At 69.9% G+C, this 17,205-nt stretch carries 17 protein-coding genes; 9 read left to right on the top strand and 8 right to left on the bottom strand.

What is annotated here, in order from left to right; all coding sequences use genetic code 11:
• The first annotated feature begins 5 nt into the window (after positions 1 to 5).
• From AB0E56_RS16805 to AB0E56_RS16785, 5 genes are read left to right on the top strand one after another with little or no spacing between them, the layout of a single operon-like run.
• On the top strand, positions 6 to 1,553 hold the full coding sequence (locus tag AB0E56_RS16805) for a hydantoinase/oxoprolinase family protein (protein WP_359800910.1): 1,548 nt from the start codon (positions 6 to 8) through the stop codon (positions 1,551 to 1,553).
• A gap of 1 nt (position 1,554) precedes the next feature.
• Entirely contained in the window at positions 1,555 to 2,655 is a 1,101-nt protein-coding gene (locus AB0E56_RS16800; RefSeq protein WP_359800907.1) for a DUF917 domain-containing protein, read from the top strand.
• A complete protein-coding gene (locus tag AB0E56_RS16795; RefSeq protein WP_359800905.1) occupies positions 2,652 to 3,755 on the top strand; it encodes a DUF917 domain-containing protein in 1,104 nt (367 codons plus the stop codon). The genes AB0E56_RS16800 and AB0E56_RS16795 overlap by 4 nt, the downstream gene beginning before the upstream one ends.
• Before the next feature lie 10 nt (positions 3,756 to 3,765).
• Positions 3,766 to 4,794 carry a DUF917 family protein gene (locus tag AB0E56_RS16790; RefSeq protein ID WP_359800903.1) on the top strand — a complete coding sequence of 343 codons (1,029 nt, stop codon included), beginning with the start codon at positions 3,766 to 3,768 and terminating at the stop codon, positions 4,792 to 4,794.
• On the top strand, positions 4,791 to 6,302 hold the full coding sequence (locus AB0E56_RS16785) for a helix-turn-helix domain-containing protein (RefSeq protein WP_359800900.1): 1,512 nt from the start codon (positions 4,791 to 4,793) through the stop codon (positions 6,300 to 6,302). Before AB0E56_RS16790 ends, AB0E56_RS16785 begins: the two co-directional genes overlap by 4 nt.
• 3 nt (positions 6,303 to 6,305) lie before the next feature.
• On the opposite strand, the gene AB0E56_RS16780 is transcribed toward AB0E56_RS16785, so the two are convergent.
• From AB0E56_RS16780 to AB0E56_RS16765, 4 genes are all read right to left on the bottom strand, one after another.
• Positions 6,306 to 6,716, bottom strand: a complete 411-nt coding sequence (locus AB0E56_RS16780; protein ID WP_359800897.1) for a VOC family protein — start codon at positions 6,714 to 6,716, stop codon at positions 6,306 to 6,308.
• Between the two features lie 95 nt (positions 6,717 to 6,811).
• The gene (locus AB0E56_RS16775; RefSeq protein ID WP_359800894.1) at positions 6,812 to 7,078 is read right to left on the bottom strand and encodes a thioredoxin family protein; all 267 of its coding nucleotides are present in this window, start codon (positions 7,076 to 7,078) and stop codon (positions 6,812 to 6,814) included.
• An 84-nt stretch (positions 7,079 to 7,162) separates the two neighbouring features.
• Positions 7,163 to 8,173, bottom strand: coding sequence for an FUSC family protein (locus tag AB0E56_RS16770; protein WP_359800891.1), 1,011 nt, complete (start codon positions 8,171 to 8,173; stop codon positions 7,163 to 7,165).
• A gap of 52 nt (positions 8,174 to 8,225) precedes the next feature.
• Entirely contained in the window at positions 8,226 to 8,966 is a 741-nt protein-coding gene (locus AB0E56_RS16765; protein ID WP_359800890.1) for an SDR family oxidoreductase, read from the bottom strand.
• A 97-nt stretch (positions 8,967 to 9,063) separates the two neighbouring features.
• On the opposite strand from AB0E56_RS16765, the gene AB0E56_RS16760 reads away from it, so the two are divergent.
• Positions 9,064 to 10,413 (top strand): M20/M25/M40 family metallo-hydrolase, encoded by a 1,350-nt coding sequence (locus AB0E56_RS16760; protein ID WP_359800889.1) that lies wholly within the window; start codon positions 9,064 to 9,066, stop codon positions 10,411 to 10,413.
• Between the two features lie 55 nt (positions 10,414 to 10,468).
• Positions 10,469 to 11,929 carry an MFS transporter gene (locus AB0E56_RS16755; RefSeq protein ID WP_359800888.1) on the top strand — a complete coding sequence of 487 codons (1,461 nt, stop codon included), beginning with the start codon at positions 10,469 to 10,471 and terminating at the stop codon, positions 11,927 to 11,929.
• A 50-nt stretch (positions 11,930 to 11,979) separates the two neighbouring features.
• Here AB0E56_RS16755 and AB0E56_RS16750 read toward each other — a convergent pair whose 3' ends face one another.
• The 4 genes from AB0E56_RS16750 to AB0E56_RS16735 form a co-directional block, all read right to left on the bottom strand.
• Positions 11,980 to 12,270 (bottom strand): hypothetical protein, encoded by a 291-nt coding sequence (locus AB0E56_RS16750; protein ID WP_183151968.1) that lies wholly within the window; start codon positions 12,268 to 12,270, stop codon positions 11,980 to 11,982.
• A 155-nt stretch (positions 12,271 to 12,425) separates the two neighbouring features.
• Positions 12,426 to 13,595: an RtcB family protein gene (locus AB0E56_RS16745; protein WP_359800886.1), complete on the bottom strand. Its 1,170-nt coding sequence runs from the start codon at positions 13,593 to 13,595 to the stop codon at positions 12,426 to 12,428.
• Between the two features lie 272 nt (positions 13,596 to 13,867).
• Entirely contained in the window at positions 13,868 to 14,272 is a 405-nt protein-coding gene (locus AB0E56_RS16740) for a VOC family protein (protein ID WP_359800885.1), read from the bottom strand.
• A 33-nt stretch (positions 14,273 to 14,305) separates the two neighbouring features.
• A complete protein-coding gene (locus AB0E56_RS16735) occupies positions 14,306 to 15,073 on the bottom strand; it encodes a siderophore-interacting protein (protein ID WP_359800882.1) in 768 nt (255 codons plus the stop codon).
• 99 nt (positions 15,074 to 15,172) lie between these two features.
• On the opposite strand from AB0E56_RS16735, the gene AB0E56_RS16730 reads away from it, so the two are divergent.
• A complete protein-coding gene (locus AB0E56_RS16730; protein ID WP_359800881.1) occupies positions 15,173 to 16,165 on the top strand; it encodes an ABC transporter substrate-binding protein in 993 nt (330 codons plus the stop codon).
• Between the two features lie 48 nt (positions 16,166 to 16,213).
• Complete coding sequence (locus tag AB0E56_RS16725) at positions 16,214 to 17,200, top strand: iron chelate uptake ABC transporter family permease subunit (protein ID WP_359800880.1); 987 nt, start codon at positions 16,214 to 16,216, stop codon at positions 17,198 to 17,200.
• Positions 17,201 to 17,205 lie beyond the last annotated feature (5 nt).

The following is a 17,205-nucleotide window of genomic DNA, read 5'->3' as shown; positions in this document are numbered from 1 at the left end:
GAATCATGCACATCGGCATCGACGTCGGCGGCACCAACACCGACGCCGTCCTCATGGACGGCACGCGCACCCTGGCCGGGGTGAAGCACTCGACGACCCCTGACGTCACGAGCGGCATCGTCCAGGCGATCGAGGATCTGCGCGCGGGGCACTCCTTCGAGGGCGCCGACATCGATGCCGTCATGATCGGCACGACGCACTTCATCAACGCGCTCGTGCAGGCGAGCCGACTCGCCCCCGTGGCGGCTCTCCGGCTCGGGCTCCCGGCCACGCGGGCGCTGCCGCCGCTGATCGACTGGCCCGAGGTGCTGGTCGCGGCCACGCAGGCGCGCAGCTACCTCGCGCACGGCGGCTACGAGTTCGACGGGCGTCCCATCTCGCCCCTCGACCCCGACGAGATCCGCGCGCACGCGGAGGACATGAAGGCGCACGGCATCCGCTCCGTCGCCATCTCCTCGGTCTTCAGCCCGGTCAACCACGACCTCGAGGTGCGGGCGGCCGAGATCGTCGCCGAGGTCCTGGGGGAGGACGCCGCGATCTCGCTCTCGCACGAGATCGGAAGGATCGGCCTGCTGGAGCGCGAGAACGCGACCATCATCAACGCCGCGCTTCGTGAGCTCGCCTCCGAGATCGTCGACGGGCTGACCTCGGCCGTGCGTGCCCAGGGCATCGAGGCGCCGATCTTCCTCAGCCAGAACGACGGCACGCTCATGGACGAGGAGTACGTGCGCCGCTACCCGGTCGCCACCTTCGCCTCGGGGCCGACGAACTCGATGCGCGGTGCCGCGGCCACGAGCGGCCTCGACGACTGCGCCGTGATCGACGTCGGCGGCACCACGGCCGACATCGGGCTGCTCATCAACGGCTTCCCGCGGGAGACGGCGAACGAGGTCAAGGTCGCCGGCATCCGCACCAACTTCCGGATGCCCGACGTGCTCTCGCTCGGCATCGGCGGAGGCAGCATCGTCGACGAGGAGACCGCAGAGGTCGGACCCGCGTCGGTCGGGTACAAGCTCACGACCGAAGCCCTGGTGTTCGGGGGTTCCACGCTGACCGCGACCGACATCGCGGTCGCTGCCGGCCGCGCGCAGGTGGGGGACCCGAGCAGGGTCGCGCACCTCGACCCCGCGTTCGTGGCGCGCGTGCTCGCCCGCATCGCGGAGCGTGTCTCCGAGGCGGTCGACCGGATGCGCACGTCGCCCGACCCGATCGCCGTGGTCGCGGTGGGCGGCGGCTCGATCCTCCTGCCGGACGAGCTGCCTCTGTTCGGCACCGTGCACCGTCCGGAGAACTACGCGGTCGCGAACGCCATCGGCGCCTCGATCGCCCAGGTCGGCGGCGAGATCGACAAGGTGTACGCGATCGAGCCAGGGCGCCGTGAGGAGACTCTCGCGGAGGTGCGCGGCGAGGCCGTCGACAAGGCCATCGCCGCGGGGGCCAAGCCGTCCACCGTGTCGATCATCGACTTCGACGAGGTGCCCATCCCGTACCTGCCCGGCAACGCCACACGCATCCGCGTCAAGGCGGTCGGCGACCTCGACATGGGGGCGTGACATGAGCTGGACCATCACCCCCGCCCACATCGACGGACTCGCCCGCGGCGCCGCAGTGCTCGGCACCGGCGGCGGCGGCGACCCCTACATCGGCGCGCTCCTCGCCCGTCAGGCCTTGTCCGCCGGTGACGTCACCGTCGTGGGCCTCGACGAAGTACCGGACGACGCCCTCGTGCTGTTCGTCGCGATGATGGGCGCGCCCACCGTCATGGTCGAGAAGCTGCCGAGCCTGGCCGAGGTCATCGAACCGGTCAAGGCGCTGGGCATCCATCTCGGCCGCCCCGTGACGCACATCGCCTGTGCCGAGGTCGGCGGCGTCAACTCCACCATCCCCATCGCCGCCGCGGCCGCGCTCGGTCTCCCGCTCGTGGATGCGGACGGCATGGGCCGCGCGTTCCCCGAGCTGCAGATGGTGCTGCCGACCCTGTACGGCGTGACCGCGTCGCCCCTCGCGTTCAGTGACGAGAAGGGCAACACCGGCGTGCTGCAGACCGCCGACAACTCCTGGACGGAGCGCATCGCCCGCGTGGCCTGCGTCGAGATGGGCTGCTCGGTCATGATCTCCGGGTTCTCGATGTCGGGCGCGGCGGCGCGGGAGTCGCTCGTCGCCGGCTCGCTGTCGCGGTGCATCGAGATCGGTCAGCGGATCGCCGTCGCCCGCGACGAGAAGACCGACCCGGTCTCCGCCGTGGTCGAGCTGCTGGGCGGCCGGGAGCTGTTCGGCGGCAAGGTCGCCGACGTGAACCGTGCCACGACGACCGGCTTCGCCCGTGGACGTGCGCGCATCGACGGGGACGGCGGCGCATCCCTGACCCTCCAGTTCCAGAACGAGCACCTGGTGGCCGAGGCCGACGGCGAGGTGCTCGCGACGACTCCCGACCTCATCATGGTGCTCGACGGCGAGTCGGGCGAGCCCGTCACCACGGAGGGGCTGCGGTATGGACAGCGGGTGCGCGTGATCGCGGCTCCGGCCGATGAGCGCTGGCACTCCGATGCGGCCCTCGCGATGGTCGGCCCCGGCTACTTCGGCTACGACATCCCGGCGCACCGGTTCGACGGCAGCATCTCGGCCGGGAGCGCCATGGAAGGGACGGCGGCATGAGCTGGCAGCTCACCGCCGCCGACCTGCCCGACCTCGCTCGTGGCGCCACGCTGCTCGGAACCGGCGGCGGAGGGGACCCCTACATCGGCAAGATGCTCGTCGAGCGCGTGCTGGGTGAGGGCAGCATCACGATCCTCGACCCGGATGACCTCGCAGACGACCTGTTCGTGATCCCCACGGCGCAGATGGGCGCGCCGACCGTGATGGTCGAGAAGATCCCTGCAGGCACGGAGCCCACCCTCGCTCTGCGCACGCTCGAGGAGCACCTCGGGCGGAAGGCGGATGCCACCATGCCGATCGAGTGCGGCGGGATCAACTCGATGATCCCGCTGATCGTGGCGGCGGAGACCGGACTGCCCGTCGTGGACGCCGACGGCATGGGGCGCGCATTCCCCGAGCTCTCGATGGAGACCTTCGCCGTCTACGGTGTGCACGGCTCGCCGCTGGCGCTGGCCGGGGAGCGTGGAGAGCAGGTCGTGATCGACACCGGCGACGACGATCGGCAGATGGAATGGCTCGCCCGAGGCATCACGATCCGGCTCGGCGGCGTCGGCCACATCGCCGAATACGCGATGAGCGGAGCGGATGTCCGCCGCACTGCGGTGCCGCGCACCATCTCGATGGCGCTGGCTCTCGGCCGGGCCATCCGGCTCGCGCGCGAGGGGCACCGCTCGCCCTTCGACGCGATCGCCGAGACCCTGTCCACGACGCTCTACCCGCACCTGCGGGAGCTCTGCGTCGGCAAGGTCGTCGACGTGGAACGCCGCACGACCGAAGGCTTCGCGAAGGGCAGGGCGGTCATCGCTCCGCTGGGCGCCGAGGAGGGCGACGTGTTCGAGATCGCCTTCCAGAACGAGAACCTGATCGCGCGTCGATCCGGCGTGCTCGTCGCGATCGTGCCGGATCTGATCTGCATGGTCGACCACGAGACGGCCGAGCCGATCACCACGGAGGGGCTGCGCTACGGACAGCGCGTGCGGGTGCTCGGCATCTCCACACCGGACATGATGCGCACTCCCGAGGCGCTCGCCGCGTTCGGTCCGTCGGCGTTCGGCCTCACGGAGGAGTTCGCCCCCGTCGAAGAGCTGGCCGCGCCATAGGCTGGTCTCCATGAAGCTGGTGCGCGACGACCTCGGGGCCCTCGCGCGCGGCTACGCGCTCCTCGGATCGGGCGGCGGAGGATCGACCACCATGCTCGAGCTGATGCTCGGCGCGTCCGACGAGTGGCCGATCGAGGTCGCCGACGCATCGTCGCTCGACCCCTCGACGCCGTGTCTGGGAGTCGCCTTCGTCGGCTCCACCATGCTGCTGGGCGAACGGATGCCGGGAGCGGCGCCGTTCGCGTCGCTTCTGGCGGCGGTCGAGCGATGGCTCGGACACCCGGTGCCCGCGGTGTGCTCGCTGGAGGGCGGCGGGATGAACGGGCTCTCGCCGCTCACTCTCGCCGGTACGCACACGGTCGTCGACGCGGACTGCACCGGCCGCGCCGTGCCCGGTCTCGACCAGATGTCGTTGTTCGTCGATCGCGTGCCGGGACTCGTGTTCGCGTGTGAGACCGGTGCCGACGGAGTCGCACTCGTGGAGGCCACCAGAGCGATCGACGCCGAACGCGTCGTGCGCTCCGCCATCGTGCAGGCCGGCGGGGTGGGCGGCGCCGTCCTCGCCGGCTTCACGGTCAGCGACCTCCACGAGCACGCCATGGAGGGCCATCTCGCGAGGGCGTTGCGGCTCGGTCGGTCGTTCCAGGCCGCGGCGTCGTCGCCGTTGCCCGTCCTGGCGGAGACCCTCGGCGGCGAACTCCTCGCCGAGGGGCGCATCGTCTCCATCAGCACGTCTCCCGCCGACCCGCATGTGAACGCGGTGGAGATCGCCGGGCGCAGCGGTGCGATCCATCGGGTCATCACGCGGTCGGAGACACTGGCGGTGCTGAGCGACGGCCTGCTCGTGGCATCGGCGCCGACCATCATCGTCGTCGTCGATGCCGTGTCGCGGGAGATCCTGGAGGTCACGGATCTGGGGCTCGCGCGCCACGTCGCCGTCCTGGGTCTGCCCGCCCCGGAGTGGTGGAACGCCAGAGCCGACCGCCTCGCCCGTGTGGTGCCCTCCGCGTACGGGCTCCAGGATCTGGATGCCGCATGAATGAGAGCCTGCCTCTGAGCGCGCTGCTGGCCGAGGGCGAGAACGGCGGAGTGCGTCATGTCGCCGGGCCGTCGACGAGCTGGGACGCGGTCTCGGTGGAAGCGACGGAGGCCGATCTCCCCGACGACGGCGACGGCCGCCTCGCGATCCTCACCGGCAGTGCGCCGTCGACGACCTGGCAGCAGGACGCGATGCTGCGCCGCGTGCGCGATCGCGGCTACACGGGGCTCGCGCTCCCCGGAGCGGCGGGGATCGATGCGGGCTCGTTCCGGCTCGCCGACCGCATTGGGCTCTGCCTGCTCGACGTCGCACGCCCCGTCCAGCTGGCGAGGGCCTGCTGGATGCTCATCGAGGCACGCGACGCGCTGACGCTCAACCGGGTGCGGAAGATCGCTCAGTCTTTCGAGTACGCCGCCGACGACCTCGGCGATCTCCTGGGGCACCTCGCCGCGAACCTGGGCATCGGCGTCGCTCTCATCGATGCCGCGGGTGTGCTGCGCGAGGCGGGGGCGCATCTGGACACGGCGCTGCACGCCGCGATCCGCTTCGACTCCTGGATCGACGGCGCCAGAGCCGGTGAGTCCGCGGCAGCCTCGGTGCGCGTCGACAGCCCGGGGCGCACCGGACTGCGGCTGGTGCTGTTCGGACGAGGACTCGGCGAGTCGCAGCTGCAGTCCCTCTCGGTCGCCGCCGAGGTCGCGATGCCGGCGGTCGCTGCACGCATCCTGATCGACGAGATCGCCGCGGTCAACGATGTCGCCGCGTCGTCAGGCCTGCTCAGGGACTTCGTCGATCTCCGCGGAGCCGCCGACGCCGACGTCGAACGACGCATGGTGGAACGGGGCTGGCGCACCGACGGTCACCACATCGGGTTCCGGATGGTGGCACGCGGACGGGTCGACCCGTTCTCGCTCCTGCGTTCGATCAGCGCCGGTCTGAGCGCGATCGATGCCGAAGCGCACGCCACCACGGCGGGGCGCGGCATCAGCGGCTGGCTGTCGTTCCGGGAGGCGCCGGGACCCGACCGGGTCGAACGGTCGGTGGCCGCCCTGCGCGAGCTGCACCTCAGTGCGTTGCGGGACTTCGCCGTCGCTACGGGCGTCGGCTCGCTGCAGAGCGGCTCCGAGGGTCTGGCCGGCACGCTCGACGAGGCCGGCGACGCCGCCCGGATCGCCGCCGCGAGGTCGGCCACCGGCTGGTTCGTGCGGGTCGACAGCCTCGGGCTGGAACAGCTCCTGCTCGCCTGGACGGGGAACGACACCTTCGTCCCGGCGGCGCAATCCCTTCTCGCTCCCCTGCGGGAAGGTGGAGGGGAGCTCCTCACGACGCTGTCGTCCTACCTCGACCACGAATCGGGCATCGCCGCGACCGCGGCCGCGCTCGGCCTGCACCGCAACACCGTGGCCGTGCGGATCCGGCGCGTGCAGGAGCTGCTCGGCATCGACATGAGCGATCCGGAGGCGCGACTCGCGCTGCACCTGGCGTGCCGGGCCGTGCTGCCCGGCTGAGCGTCACTCCGGGTCACCGTGCAGCATCCAGGCGATGCCGAAGCGGTCGACGAGCATCCCGAACGTGCCGCCCCACGGCGGGGTGTCCAGGGGCATCGTGATCGTGGCGCCGTCCGAGAGGCGGTCCCAGACCTCCTGGGTGCGCGCTTGCGTGTTGCCGCTCAGTGACACCGAGATGCCCTGGGGCTTCTCGTACGTCATGCCGTCGGGGGTGTCGGAGGCCATCAGCACGAGTCCGTCCGGCGTGTTCAGCTGCGCGTGCATGATGAGCTCGCTCTGACTCGGGTCCTGCACCATGTCGGGGAAGTCCCCGAACACGCTGAGGTCGAGGTCGCCGCCGAGCACGCTCTGGTAGAACTCCATCGCCTGGCGGGCTTCCGTGCGGAACGAGAGGTACGGGTTGAGAGCGGGCATGAGGATCTCCAAGTCGGACGGAAAGGTGTCACGGCCGGCACCGTTGACGCTCAGTCTGCGCCGCGTTCGGCCGCCTCGCAAGAGGGGCGTCTCCGTCACTCCGGGAGGGCGCGCACGGCCGCTGTGAGCACCTGCGGCACCGTCGGAACGCCCTCGGCGCGGAAGACTTCCGTTCCCGAGGCGTCGCGGATGATCACGGTCGGCGTGAAGCGGATGTCGAGCTCCTCCGCGAGGTCCGGCTCTTGCGCGATGTCGATCTCCGAGACCACCGCATCCGGGAGGTAGCGCGCCGCGTCGCCGAGCACGGCTCTCGTCCGCGCGCAGGCGCCGCAGAACGAGGAGGACACGAGTGTCAGCTCCATGCGGTCTCCTCCCGACCCGGTCGGCCTGCCTCCTCGGGTGCAACCGCGGACCGGGGCCACCTGTTCCCCCCGCCGTCACCCCGCTCAGGTCGTCTTCGGCGCGGCGCGAGGATGCAGGAGTCCCGAGGCCGCTCCGAGTGCGGCGCCGACGACCGTGTCCACGATCCGTTCCCAGGCCACGTCCATCGACCCCACATCGCCCGTCGCGGCGCCCGTGAGCAGGAGCACGAGCGGGGTGATGAAGACCAGAGCCAGCGCGTAGTGACGCACCACGACGAGCTCGATCGTGAACTGCAGCGCGCCGAGCAGCAGCGCGAGCCACAGTCCGGACGGGTGCGAGAGCACCAGCAGCGCGTACAGCCCGGCGCCGACGATCGTGCCGAGCATGCGGTGCAGTCCCCGCTCGAAGGCGGCGCGACGGGCAGCCGCGACACCGACGACCGCGACGGCCGACCCGACGATCCAGTAGGTGCGCGCGGGGTCGATCACCAGACCGAGCAGCACTCCGAGCACCGCCACGATGGCGACGCGCATCACGAGGACCCGGGAGCCCGGCGACAGCGCGGGACCGGGGAGCAGCTCGCGGAGCGGTCGCGGAGCCGCAGCCCTGGACCGAGGGAGCACGAGAGGCGCGACGGCGAGCAGATACGAGAACACGCACCCCGCTGCGAGAGCCGTGATGTAGGTGAGACGCGCGATCGCGGACGAGGCCACGACGTGCGCGGACAGGCCGAACACGAGCACGAAGAACAGCGGCCCCGGCGGGCCGAGCCGGAACCCGAAGGCGAGTGCGGCGGATGCGACTGCGACGATCACGACGCCGATGCTGACGAGCAGCGCGTTCCCGGCGACCAGAACTCCCGCCGTCGCGCTGAGCACGAGCCCGGCTGCGACCACCGGCAAGGCGCGGGCGCGATCGATGACCGCGGCCGAGCCCAGGAACAGCACGGTGAACGCACCGCTGGCCGCGATGTACCCCAGCGCCGGCTGGCCGGCGAGCGTCATCACGGCGATGGGGACGCTGATGCCCAGCGCCGCCTGCGTTGCGAGCGGCCATCTGCGGCCGCGAGACGGGGCGAAGGCGAAGAGGCTCACCCCTCCATTCTCGTCCTCCGTGGAGGCTGTGCTGACGACGGGGCCGAGCGATTCACTGCGCGCTGAGCCACTCGTCGAAGGTCTGCCGGCCGAGATCGGCATCCCGATCGGGGAGCGCCTTCCCCGATCGCATGCCCGACATCTGGGGTCCCGGCACGCTGACAGCCGGGACCCAGCCGCGGTATCCGGTGCGGCGTGCGAAGGCGCGCACCATGTCGGCGAGCTGCTCCTCGCGCGGTCCGGCGAGGTCGCGCACCCGTCCCTGCGCACCGCCGGAGGCGAGCTGTGCCAGGCGCTCTCCGACCTCGCCGGCTGCCACGGGCTGCGTGCGTGCTCGGGGTGCGATGTGCAGGGGGCCGAGCTTCGCGCGTGCGAACATCTGCGCCGCGAACTCGTGGAACTGCGTCGCCCGCAGGAGCGTCCACGGCACCGGCGACGCCTGCACGAGCTTCTCCTGGGCGATCTTGCCCGCGTAGTAGTCGTAGGGGATCCGGTCGATGCCGACGATCGACAGCAGCACGATGTGCCCGACACCCGCGTCCGCCGCCGCGGCGATCAGATTGCCCGTCGCGGCCGTGAAGAACTCGATGGCGGTGCTCGCCTTCAGCGTCTCGATGCTCGCGACGTCGATCACCGCGTCCGCGCCCTCCAGAGCCGCCGCCAGGCCGCGGGCGGTCACCAGGTCGACGCCGTGCGAGCGGCTGAGCACGACGGGGTCGTGTCCCTCCGCGCGCACGGCCTCGACCGTGCGGCGTCCGACGACGCCGGTTCCCCCTGCGATGGCGATCCTCATGTGCGTGCTCCTTCGTCCCGACACATCCTCCTCCTTCCTCGCGTGCGATGACGGGCGACGCGACGGGTCGGCCCTCTCCCCGGACGCCCTCGCTACGATGACGACTGTGACCCCCACGACCGTACGCCCCGGCATCGCCGAGCGTCTTTCGCAGATGATCCGGATCCCGACGGTCTCGGCGGAGCTCGAGCAGCGCGGCTCCGCGCCGTTCGAGGAGTTCGTCGCGCTGATCGCCGAGCTCTATCCCCTCGTGCACGAGGGGCTCACCCTCGAACGCCACACCGAGTTCGGTCTGCTCTTCCACTGGGCGGGCTCCGGCGCGGCCGACGGAGGGCCTGTGGTGCTGATGGCCCATTACGACGTCGTCCCGGTCGACGAGAGCGATTCATGGACGCATCCGCCGTTCGACGGGGTGGTCGCTGACGGCTCGGTGTACGGTCGCGGCGCCCTGGACGACAAGGGGCCGCTGATCGTCGTGCTCGAAGCGGTGGAGAACCTCCTGGCGGATGGATTCGTGCCCGCCCGCGACGTGTACCTCTCCTTCGGCGGCAACGAGGAGACCTACGGCAGGGCCGCAGAGGAGATCGCACGGGTGCTGCACGACCGCGGCATCGTGCCGTGGCTGGTCGTCGACGAGGGCGGCGCGGTCGTGGATGCGCCGCTCCCGTTCGTGCCGGGCCGCGCCGCGATGATCGGCGTCGGCGAGAAGGGCGTGATGACGGTGCGGCTCTCGGCGCGCGGCGAGGGCGGACACGCTTCCGCTCCGCCGTCGCTCACCGCCGTCCGTCGCATCGCCAGGGCCGTCGACCGGCTCGGACCAACGACGTTCCGTCCGCGGGCATCGAACGCGGTCCTGCGGATGCTGTCGCAGCTCGCGGCGCAGACGCCGGGTTCTGCGCGACACCTGCTCCGGCTCCTGGCCTCGGTGCGGCCGCTCACCTCGCAGGTGTTCGCCGCCCTCGGCGGCGAGCCCGCGGCGCTGGTGCGCACGACGGTCGCGCCTACCATGCAGTCCGGCGGAACCGCGGCGAACGTGCTGCCCTCGCAGGCGACCGCCACCGTGAATCTGCGCATCGCGCTGGGAGACACGACGCAGCAGGCCGTGTACCGCCTGCGCCGCCGGATCCGTGACCCGCTCGTGCAGGTCGAGGTCGTCGAGGCGAGTGAGCCGTCGCCCGAGTCGTCGACCGACAACGCCCAGTTCGCCCTGCTCGCGGCTGCGCTGGAGGTCTCCCATCCCGGCGTCCCCGCCGTGCCGTACGTGATGATGGCGGCCACCGACTCGCGCCATTTCCATCGCTTCGCGCCGGCCGTCTACCGCTTCGCCCCGCTGGACATGTCCAACGCGCAGCGTGCCTCGATCCACGGCGTCGACGAGAGTGTCGAGATCGCGGCCCTGGAGCGGGGGGAGCGGTTCCATCGCACGCTCCTCGAACGGCTAGGGTGATCTCAGCCGCCTCCCGCCGCCCGCTGGAGGACCCGAACGAGAAGCAGGAGACGCGATGACGCGCACCCGCACCCTGGGGACCCTCGCCGTCGTCGTCGGCTTCCTCGCCTTCGTGGAGTTCACGAGCGGCGTGCTGCAGGGCTACTACACACCCATGCTCAGCGACATCGCACGGCATCTCGGTATCCACGACGCAGACGTGAACTGGCTCGAGGGCACGCAGCTCATGCTGTCCGCGCTCGTGGTACCGGCGTTCGCGAAGCTCGGCGACATGGTCGGCCACAAGCGGATGCTGCTCATCTCGACGGCCGTCACCGCCGCCGCCGCCCTGGTCCTGCCCTTCACCGACTCCTTCGCGGTGTTCCTCGCGGCCTGGGCGCTCATGGGCTTCTACGTGGTGTGGCTGCCGCTGGAGATCGCCCTGATCTGGTCGCGGTCGCGGCGGATGGAGGGGCGTTCCTCGATCACGGCCAAGGCGGCGGGGCTCCTGGTCGCGGCGCTCGAAGCCGGCGCGATCATCGGTGCCCTCGTCGGCGGAGCGCTCATCGACGTGCTGCCTCTCACAGTCGTGCTGCTGATCCCCGCCGTGCTCATCGTGGTGTGCTTCTTCGTGATCCTCTTCGGCGTGACGGAGTCGCCCGAGCCCACAGGAGGCGTCTTCGACACCGTCGGACTGGTGCTGATCTCTCTCGCACTGCTCTGCTTCACGGGCGGTCTGAGCCTGCTGCGCCTCGAGGGCGGTCTGGTCAACCCGTGGTCGTGGGCGGTCGTGGTGCTCGGCGTCCTGCTCGTGGTCCCTTTCGTGCGGTGGGAGCTGCGCTGCGACGACCCGCTGATCGACGTACGGATGTTCCGCTCTCCCGCCCTCGGTCCGGTGTTCCTGACCGCCGGTCTCTTCGGGGTCAGTGTGCTCGGAGCACAGGCTCCGCTGTCGACGTTCGCGCGCACCGACCCGAGCGTCTACGGCTATGGTCTGGGAACCAGCGGCTTCGCGACCTCCCTGATCATCGGGGTGTATCTCGTCGCGATGATCGCCGGGGCACTCCTGTTCCCCGTGATCGCACGAAGGTTCTCGCCCCGCCTGACCCTGATGGGCGCATCCGTGCTCGTGGGTGTCGGGTTCCTGCTCTTCCTGCCGTTCCATGACGCCTACGGTCAGGTCATCACGAACATGGTCGTCGTGGGGCTCGGCTCCGGCGCGCTCGTAGCGGCGCTCCCTGCGGCGGCCGCGTCCGCCGCACCCGCCTCGCAGACCGGCGTCGCGACCGGACTCACGAATTCCGTGAAGACCGTCGGCGGGGCGATCGCCTCGTGTGTCTTCGGCATCGCACTGCTGCACGGGGTCGCGAGTGCGGCAGGGGGTGCCGAGGGGACGGCCGGCTCGCTCGCCGGGTACTTCACCGTCTGGATCGTGTGCGGAGCGACCGCGCTGGCCGCGGCCGTGATCCTGGTGTTCGTCCCCAAGACCGCGTTCACGGACCGCACCGTCGACGCCGAGATCGCCCCCGTGGTCTGATTCCCGTCGACGCGACGAAGACCGTCCGCGCGGGCGGCCTTCGGGATTCCTCAGTCGCGATCGAGTCCGAAGGTGCGCTTCATGATCGCCTGCACATCCCGGTCGAGTCCGTCAATGCGGGTGTTCACGGTATCGAAGCGCGCGTTCATCTCGGTGCGCAATCCGTCGATCTGACCGTTCATCTCGGTGCGGAGTCCGCCGATCTGGCCGTTCATCTCGGTGCGGAGTCCGCCGATCTCCGTGCGGAGCACTCGGATGAACAGCGTCGAGACGAGGGTCAGGGTCCCGAACATCAGCGTGACGAAGGCCCCGATCATCGTCCAGATCTGCGCATCGTTCATGAATCCCACTTCCTCATCGTCGCATCGATCCGGCCAGCCTGCCAGAGCGCGAGCCGCGAGGATATCGGTCGTACGAGGATTGTGGAGAGCCTGTCGATTCCACGCACCGAGCAGGAGAAGACCGGGCGACGGACTGCTCCGTCACCCGGTCCTGCTCAATCGCCCTTCACGTTGACGAGCTGCCGCAGCGTGTGCCGGATCGTCACCAGGCTCGCGGCATCCGCCATCACCTGGTCGATGGGCTTGTACGCCTGCGGGATCTCATCGACGAAGGCATCCGTGTCTCGGAACTCGATCCCGACCATGGCCGCACGTAGCTGGTCATGCGTGAACGCCCGCCTGGCGGCCGACCGGGAGTACTCCCGCCCCGCGCCGTGCGGGGAGGAGTTCAGCGACTGCGGGTCGCCGAGCCCCTCGACCACGTACGAGGCGGTACCCATCGACCCCGGGATGAGTCCCGGTCGCCCGGCATCCGCCTGGATGGCGCCCTTGCGGGACACCCAGACCTGCTTGCCGTAGTGCTTCTCCGACTCGGTGAAGTTGTGATGGCAGTTGATGCGTTCCTGCTCGTCGACCGCGGTGCCGAGGAACTCCGACACCTGGCGCACGACCCGGTCCATCATCTCCTCCCGGTTCAGCAGCGCGAACCGCTGCGCCCACCGCAGCTCGCGGATGTAGCGGGTGAACTCCGGTGTGCCCTCGACCAGGTACGCCAGGTCGGGGTCGGGGAGGTCGATCCACCACTGCTTCGCCAGCCGCTGGGCGACGGAGATGTGGTGGCCGGCGATCTTGTTGCCGACACCCCGCGAACCCGAGTGCAGGAACAGCCAGACCCGGTCGAGCTCGTCCACCGACACCTCGATGAAGTGGTTCCCGGATCCCAACGTGCCCAGCTGCAGGCGCCAGTTCCCGGCGTACTGCGCGGGGTCGAAACCGTTCGTCTCTGCCAGCTGCTCGAGCTCGGCGATGCGCGGCTCGGCCGTGGCCACGACCTTGCGGTTGTACCGGCCGGCCGACAGCGGGATGGCGCGCTCGATCTGCTCCCGGAGCTCGGCGAGCTCGCGGCCGTCGAGGTCGCTCCTCGTGAACTGCGTGCGGACGGCGATCATGCCGCAGCCGATGTCGACGCCGACAGCGGCCGGGATGATGGCGCCGAGCGTCGGGATGACCGAGCCGACCGTCGCCCCCTTGCCGAGGTGGGCATCCGGCATCAGTGCCAGGTGCGGGTGGATGAACGGCATGCGAGCCGTGGTGTACGCCTGATCGAGTGTCTTCTCGTCGATCATCGACGCCCACGACAGCAGCCGTGCGGAGAGCCTCTCCATGATTCCTTTCCTTGTGGTGGTGTCCAGCCAAAAGGTCAGGGGCCTCCAACGGAAAACGCCCCGGACCTGACGGTGCGGGGCGTTGCGAGAGCGGATGCTGTCACACGGCGCGCGCCGGAGGGTACGACTCGTAGCGGTCATTGCGCTTCGGCTGAAGCTGCAACACCGCTGCGATGGGAAGATTCCGCTGGGCGGTCATCCGTCGGCTCCTCGGCTGGCGTGCTGGCCGTTCGGCGCAGCTTTGCCACCCTAGGGTGCGACACGCCCGGGAGTCAAGCGCTGTCGCGCGGCGGGTTGTACATGAACTCGATCCGGATGCCGTCGGCGTCTTCCACGAACGACGCGTAGTAGCGCTCCGAGTAGCGCGGGTACTCCTTCGGCTCCCTGACCGCCGTCCAGCCTGCTTCGATCGCGAGCGCGTGCAGGCGATCGACCTCGTCGCGGGAGGGCACGGCGAAGGCGATGTGCTGCCAGCCGACGCGGCCGTGGCGGTGCGGGGACCCGTCGTCATCCCAGGTGTACAGGATGATCTCGGTCTCTTCGCCGTTGTTCCACGAGAGGGAGTGGTCGTCTTCGCCACCGCTCACGTATCCGAGCGCCGTGAGGACGGGATGGAACTGCGTGCGTCCGCGCTCGAGGTCGGCGACGGTGATGCCCAGATGATCGAGGAGTGCCATCCCGTCAGTCTTCCAGGGGCGGCGGACCTCGCACTAGTGCGGGGCGTGGTGCTCGGCTTCGCCGCGCTTCCAGTAGCCCTTCACGACGGCCTTCGCGGTGTCGACACCCCAGCGCTCGAGCAGCGCCCGACCCGGCTTGACGATCGACTGCTCGGCGGCGATGAACACGAAGGGGTCGGAGCCGACGGTGTCATCGGCGGTCAGGGTCTCGAGGAAGGCGATGAGAGAGGAGCCGGAGGGTGCGCGGCCGCGGTGCAGCCACTCGATCTCGACAGGCGCCTCGATGTCGAACTCGCGGCCCTGGTTCACCGTCTCCACCACGATGCGGGCGGGAGTGCCTGCGGGGATCAGCGCGGCGAACCGGCGGATCGCAGGGATCGCGGTCTCATCGCCCACCAGCAGCCAGGAGCCGGGCTCGCCGACGAGGACCGCGGACCCCCGAGGTCCGCCGATGCCGATCGCCGAGCCGAGCGGTGCTGTCGCCGCCCAGGGAGCCGCCACGCCCTGGTCGCCGTGGACGGCGAACTCGACGTCCAGCCAATCCTCGCCCCAGGCGAGCGGGGTGTATTCGCGGCTCGGTGCGGAGCGCAGCTCCTCCACCGAGCCGACTGGGCCGTCGGGGAAGAAGAGCCGCATGTGGTCGTCGGAGCCGAGGGAGTCGAAGCCGGCGAGGTCGCTGCCGGTCAGGCGGACGCGCACGAAGTCCGGGGCCAACCATTCGCGTGCGCTCAGGGTGACGTTGCGGAAGCGCAGCTCGAGGCCGTGACGCTCGATCGAGAAACCGGATTTCGTATCGCTCATAAAGTAAGGCTAACCTAATCGAAGCGAGGTCAGGTCACCCTAACTTCGTTCCCGGCGCCCTTCGTGTGCGCGACGATCCCGCAGAACAGGAGTCTCTCCATGTCCGTGCCCAGAACCCTCACCGCTACGAGCGTCGCGCTCGTCGGACTTCTCGCCCTCGCCGGCTGCGCCTCCGGCAGCACGGCGGAACCGGAGGAGACCGAACCGGCGGCCGGCTCCGTCACGATCGAGGACAACACGGGCACGCACGAGATCGACACCCCGCCCGCGTCCGTCGTCGCCCTCGACAACCGCACGTTCCAGACGCTCTCGGACTGGGGCGTCGAGCTCTCGGCCGGCGCTGTGGCGCTCATGCCGGAGACAGTCTCGTATGCGGAGGACGAGAAGATCGTCGACATCGGACTGCACAGCGAGCCGAACCTCGAGGCTGTCGTCGCGGTCGAGCCCGACCTGATCATCAGCGGTCAGCGATTCACCCAGCACAACGCCGCGATCGCCGACCTCGTGCCCGAGGCCACGATCATCGACCTCGAGCCGCGCGAGGGCGAGCCCTTCGACGAGGAGCTCAAGCGCCAGGTCACCGTCCTCGGCGAGATCTTCGGCAAGCAGGACGAGGCCGCGAAGCTGGTCGACGACTTCGACGCCGCGGTCGAGCGCGCCAAGGCGGCGTACGACGACGCCGACACCGTGATGGCCGTGAACACCTCCGGCGGCGAGATCGGCTACCTCGCGCCGACCGTCGGCCGCTCGCTCGGACCGATCTACGACATCCTCGGCCTCACTCCGGCCCTCGAAGTCGATGACGCCAGCGACGACCACCAGGGTGACGAGATCTCGGTCGAGGCCATCGCGTCGTCGAACCCTGACTGGATCCTCGTGCTCGACCGCGACGCCGTGTTCGCCGCCGAGACCCCCGACTACGTGCAGGCCGCGGAGATCCTCGAGAGCTCCGAGGCGCTCGCGGGAGTGACGGCGGTGCAGGACGAGCAGATCGTCTACATGCCCACCGACACCTACCTGAACGAGGGCATCCAGACGTACACGACGTTCCTCAACGACTTCGCCGACGCCCTCGAGAAGAGCGGGAACTGAGGTCTCGCGGCGGCATCCGGCTGATCCGGATGCCGCCGCACCGTCATCATGGTCACCACCGATATCACTGCGCCGCCCCGCCACGCCGGGCGGCTCTTCGACGTGAAACTGCTCATCGGCGTGCTCGTCGTCGCCGTCCTCCTCGTCATCTCGCTGTTCACCGGCGTGTACGACATCGCAGGCGCCGAAGACGGCGCACAGATGTTCCAGATCACCCGTGTCCCGCGCACGATCGCGCTGGTGCTCGCGGGAGCGTCCATGGCGATGGCGGGACTGGTGATGCAGCTGCTCACACAGAACCGCTTCGTCGAGCCGACCACCACCGGGACGACGGAGTGGGCAGGGCTCGGCCTTCTCGCAGTGATGATCCTCGTGCCGCAGCCGTCTCTCCCGCTGCGCATGGCGGGTGCCGTGATCGCCGCCTTCATCGGCACGATGGTGTTCTTCGCCTTCCTCCGCCGGGTCGCCCTCAAGTCGTCGCTGATCGTCCCGATCGTCGGCATCATGCTCGGCGCGGTCGTCGGCGCGCTGTCGACCTACATCGCGCTCGCCACGAACTCGCTGCAGGTCCTCGGCGTGTGGTTCGCCGGGAGCTTCACCTCGGTGATGCGCGGGCAGTACGAGATGCTGTGGATCGTCGCGATCATCGGGGTGATCGTGTTCATCGTGGCCGACCGGTTGACGATCGCCGGCCTCGGCGAGGAGATCGCCACCAACGTCGGCGTGAATTACAACCGGATCATCCTGCTCGGTACGGTCCTGATCGCGGTGACGACCGGCGTGGTGACGGTCGTCGTCGGCAATCTGCCCTTCCTCGGACTGATCGTGCCGAACATCGTCTCGATGGTGCGCGGTGACGACCTGCGCAGCAACCTGCCCTGGGTGTGTCTGCTCGGCATCGCCATCGTCACGGTGTGCGACATCATCGGGCGCACGATCATCATGCCGTTCGAGGTGCCCGTCTCGCTGATCCTCGGGGTCGTCGGCGCGGTCGTGTTCGTGCTCCTCCTGCTCAGGCAGCGTCGACGTGGCTAGCGGCA

The sequence above is a fragment of the Microbacterium sp. NPDC028030 genome (genome assembly GCF_040637855.1).
Lineage (GTDB): Bacteria > Actinomycetota > Actinomycetes > Actinomycetales > Microbacteriaceae > Microbacterium.
The sequence above is the reverse complement of the archived record's forward strand: the minus strand, read 5'-3'. Positions and strand labels throughout refer to the sequence as shown.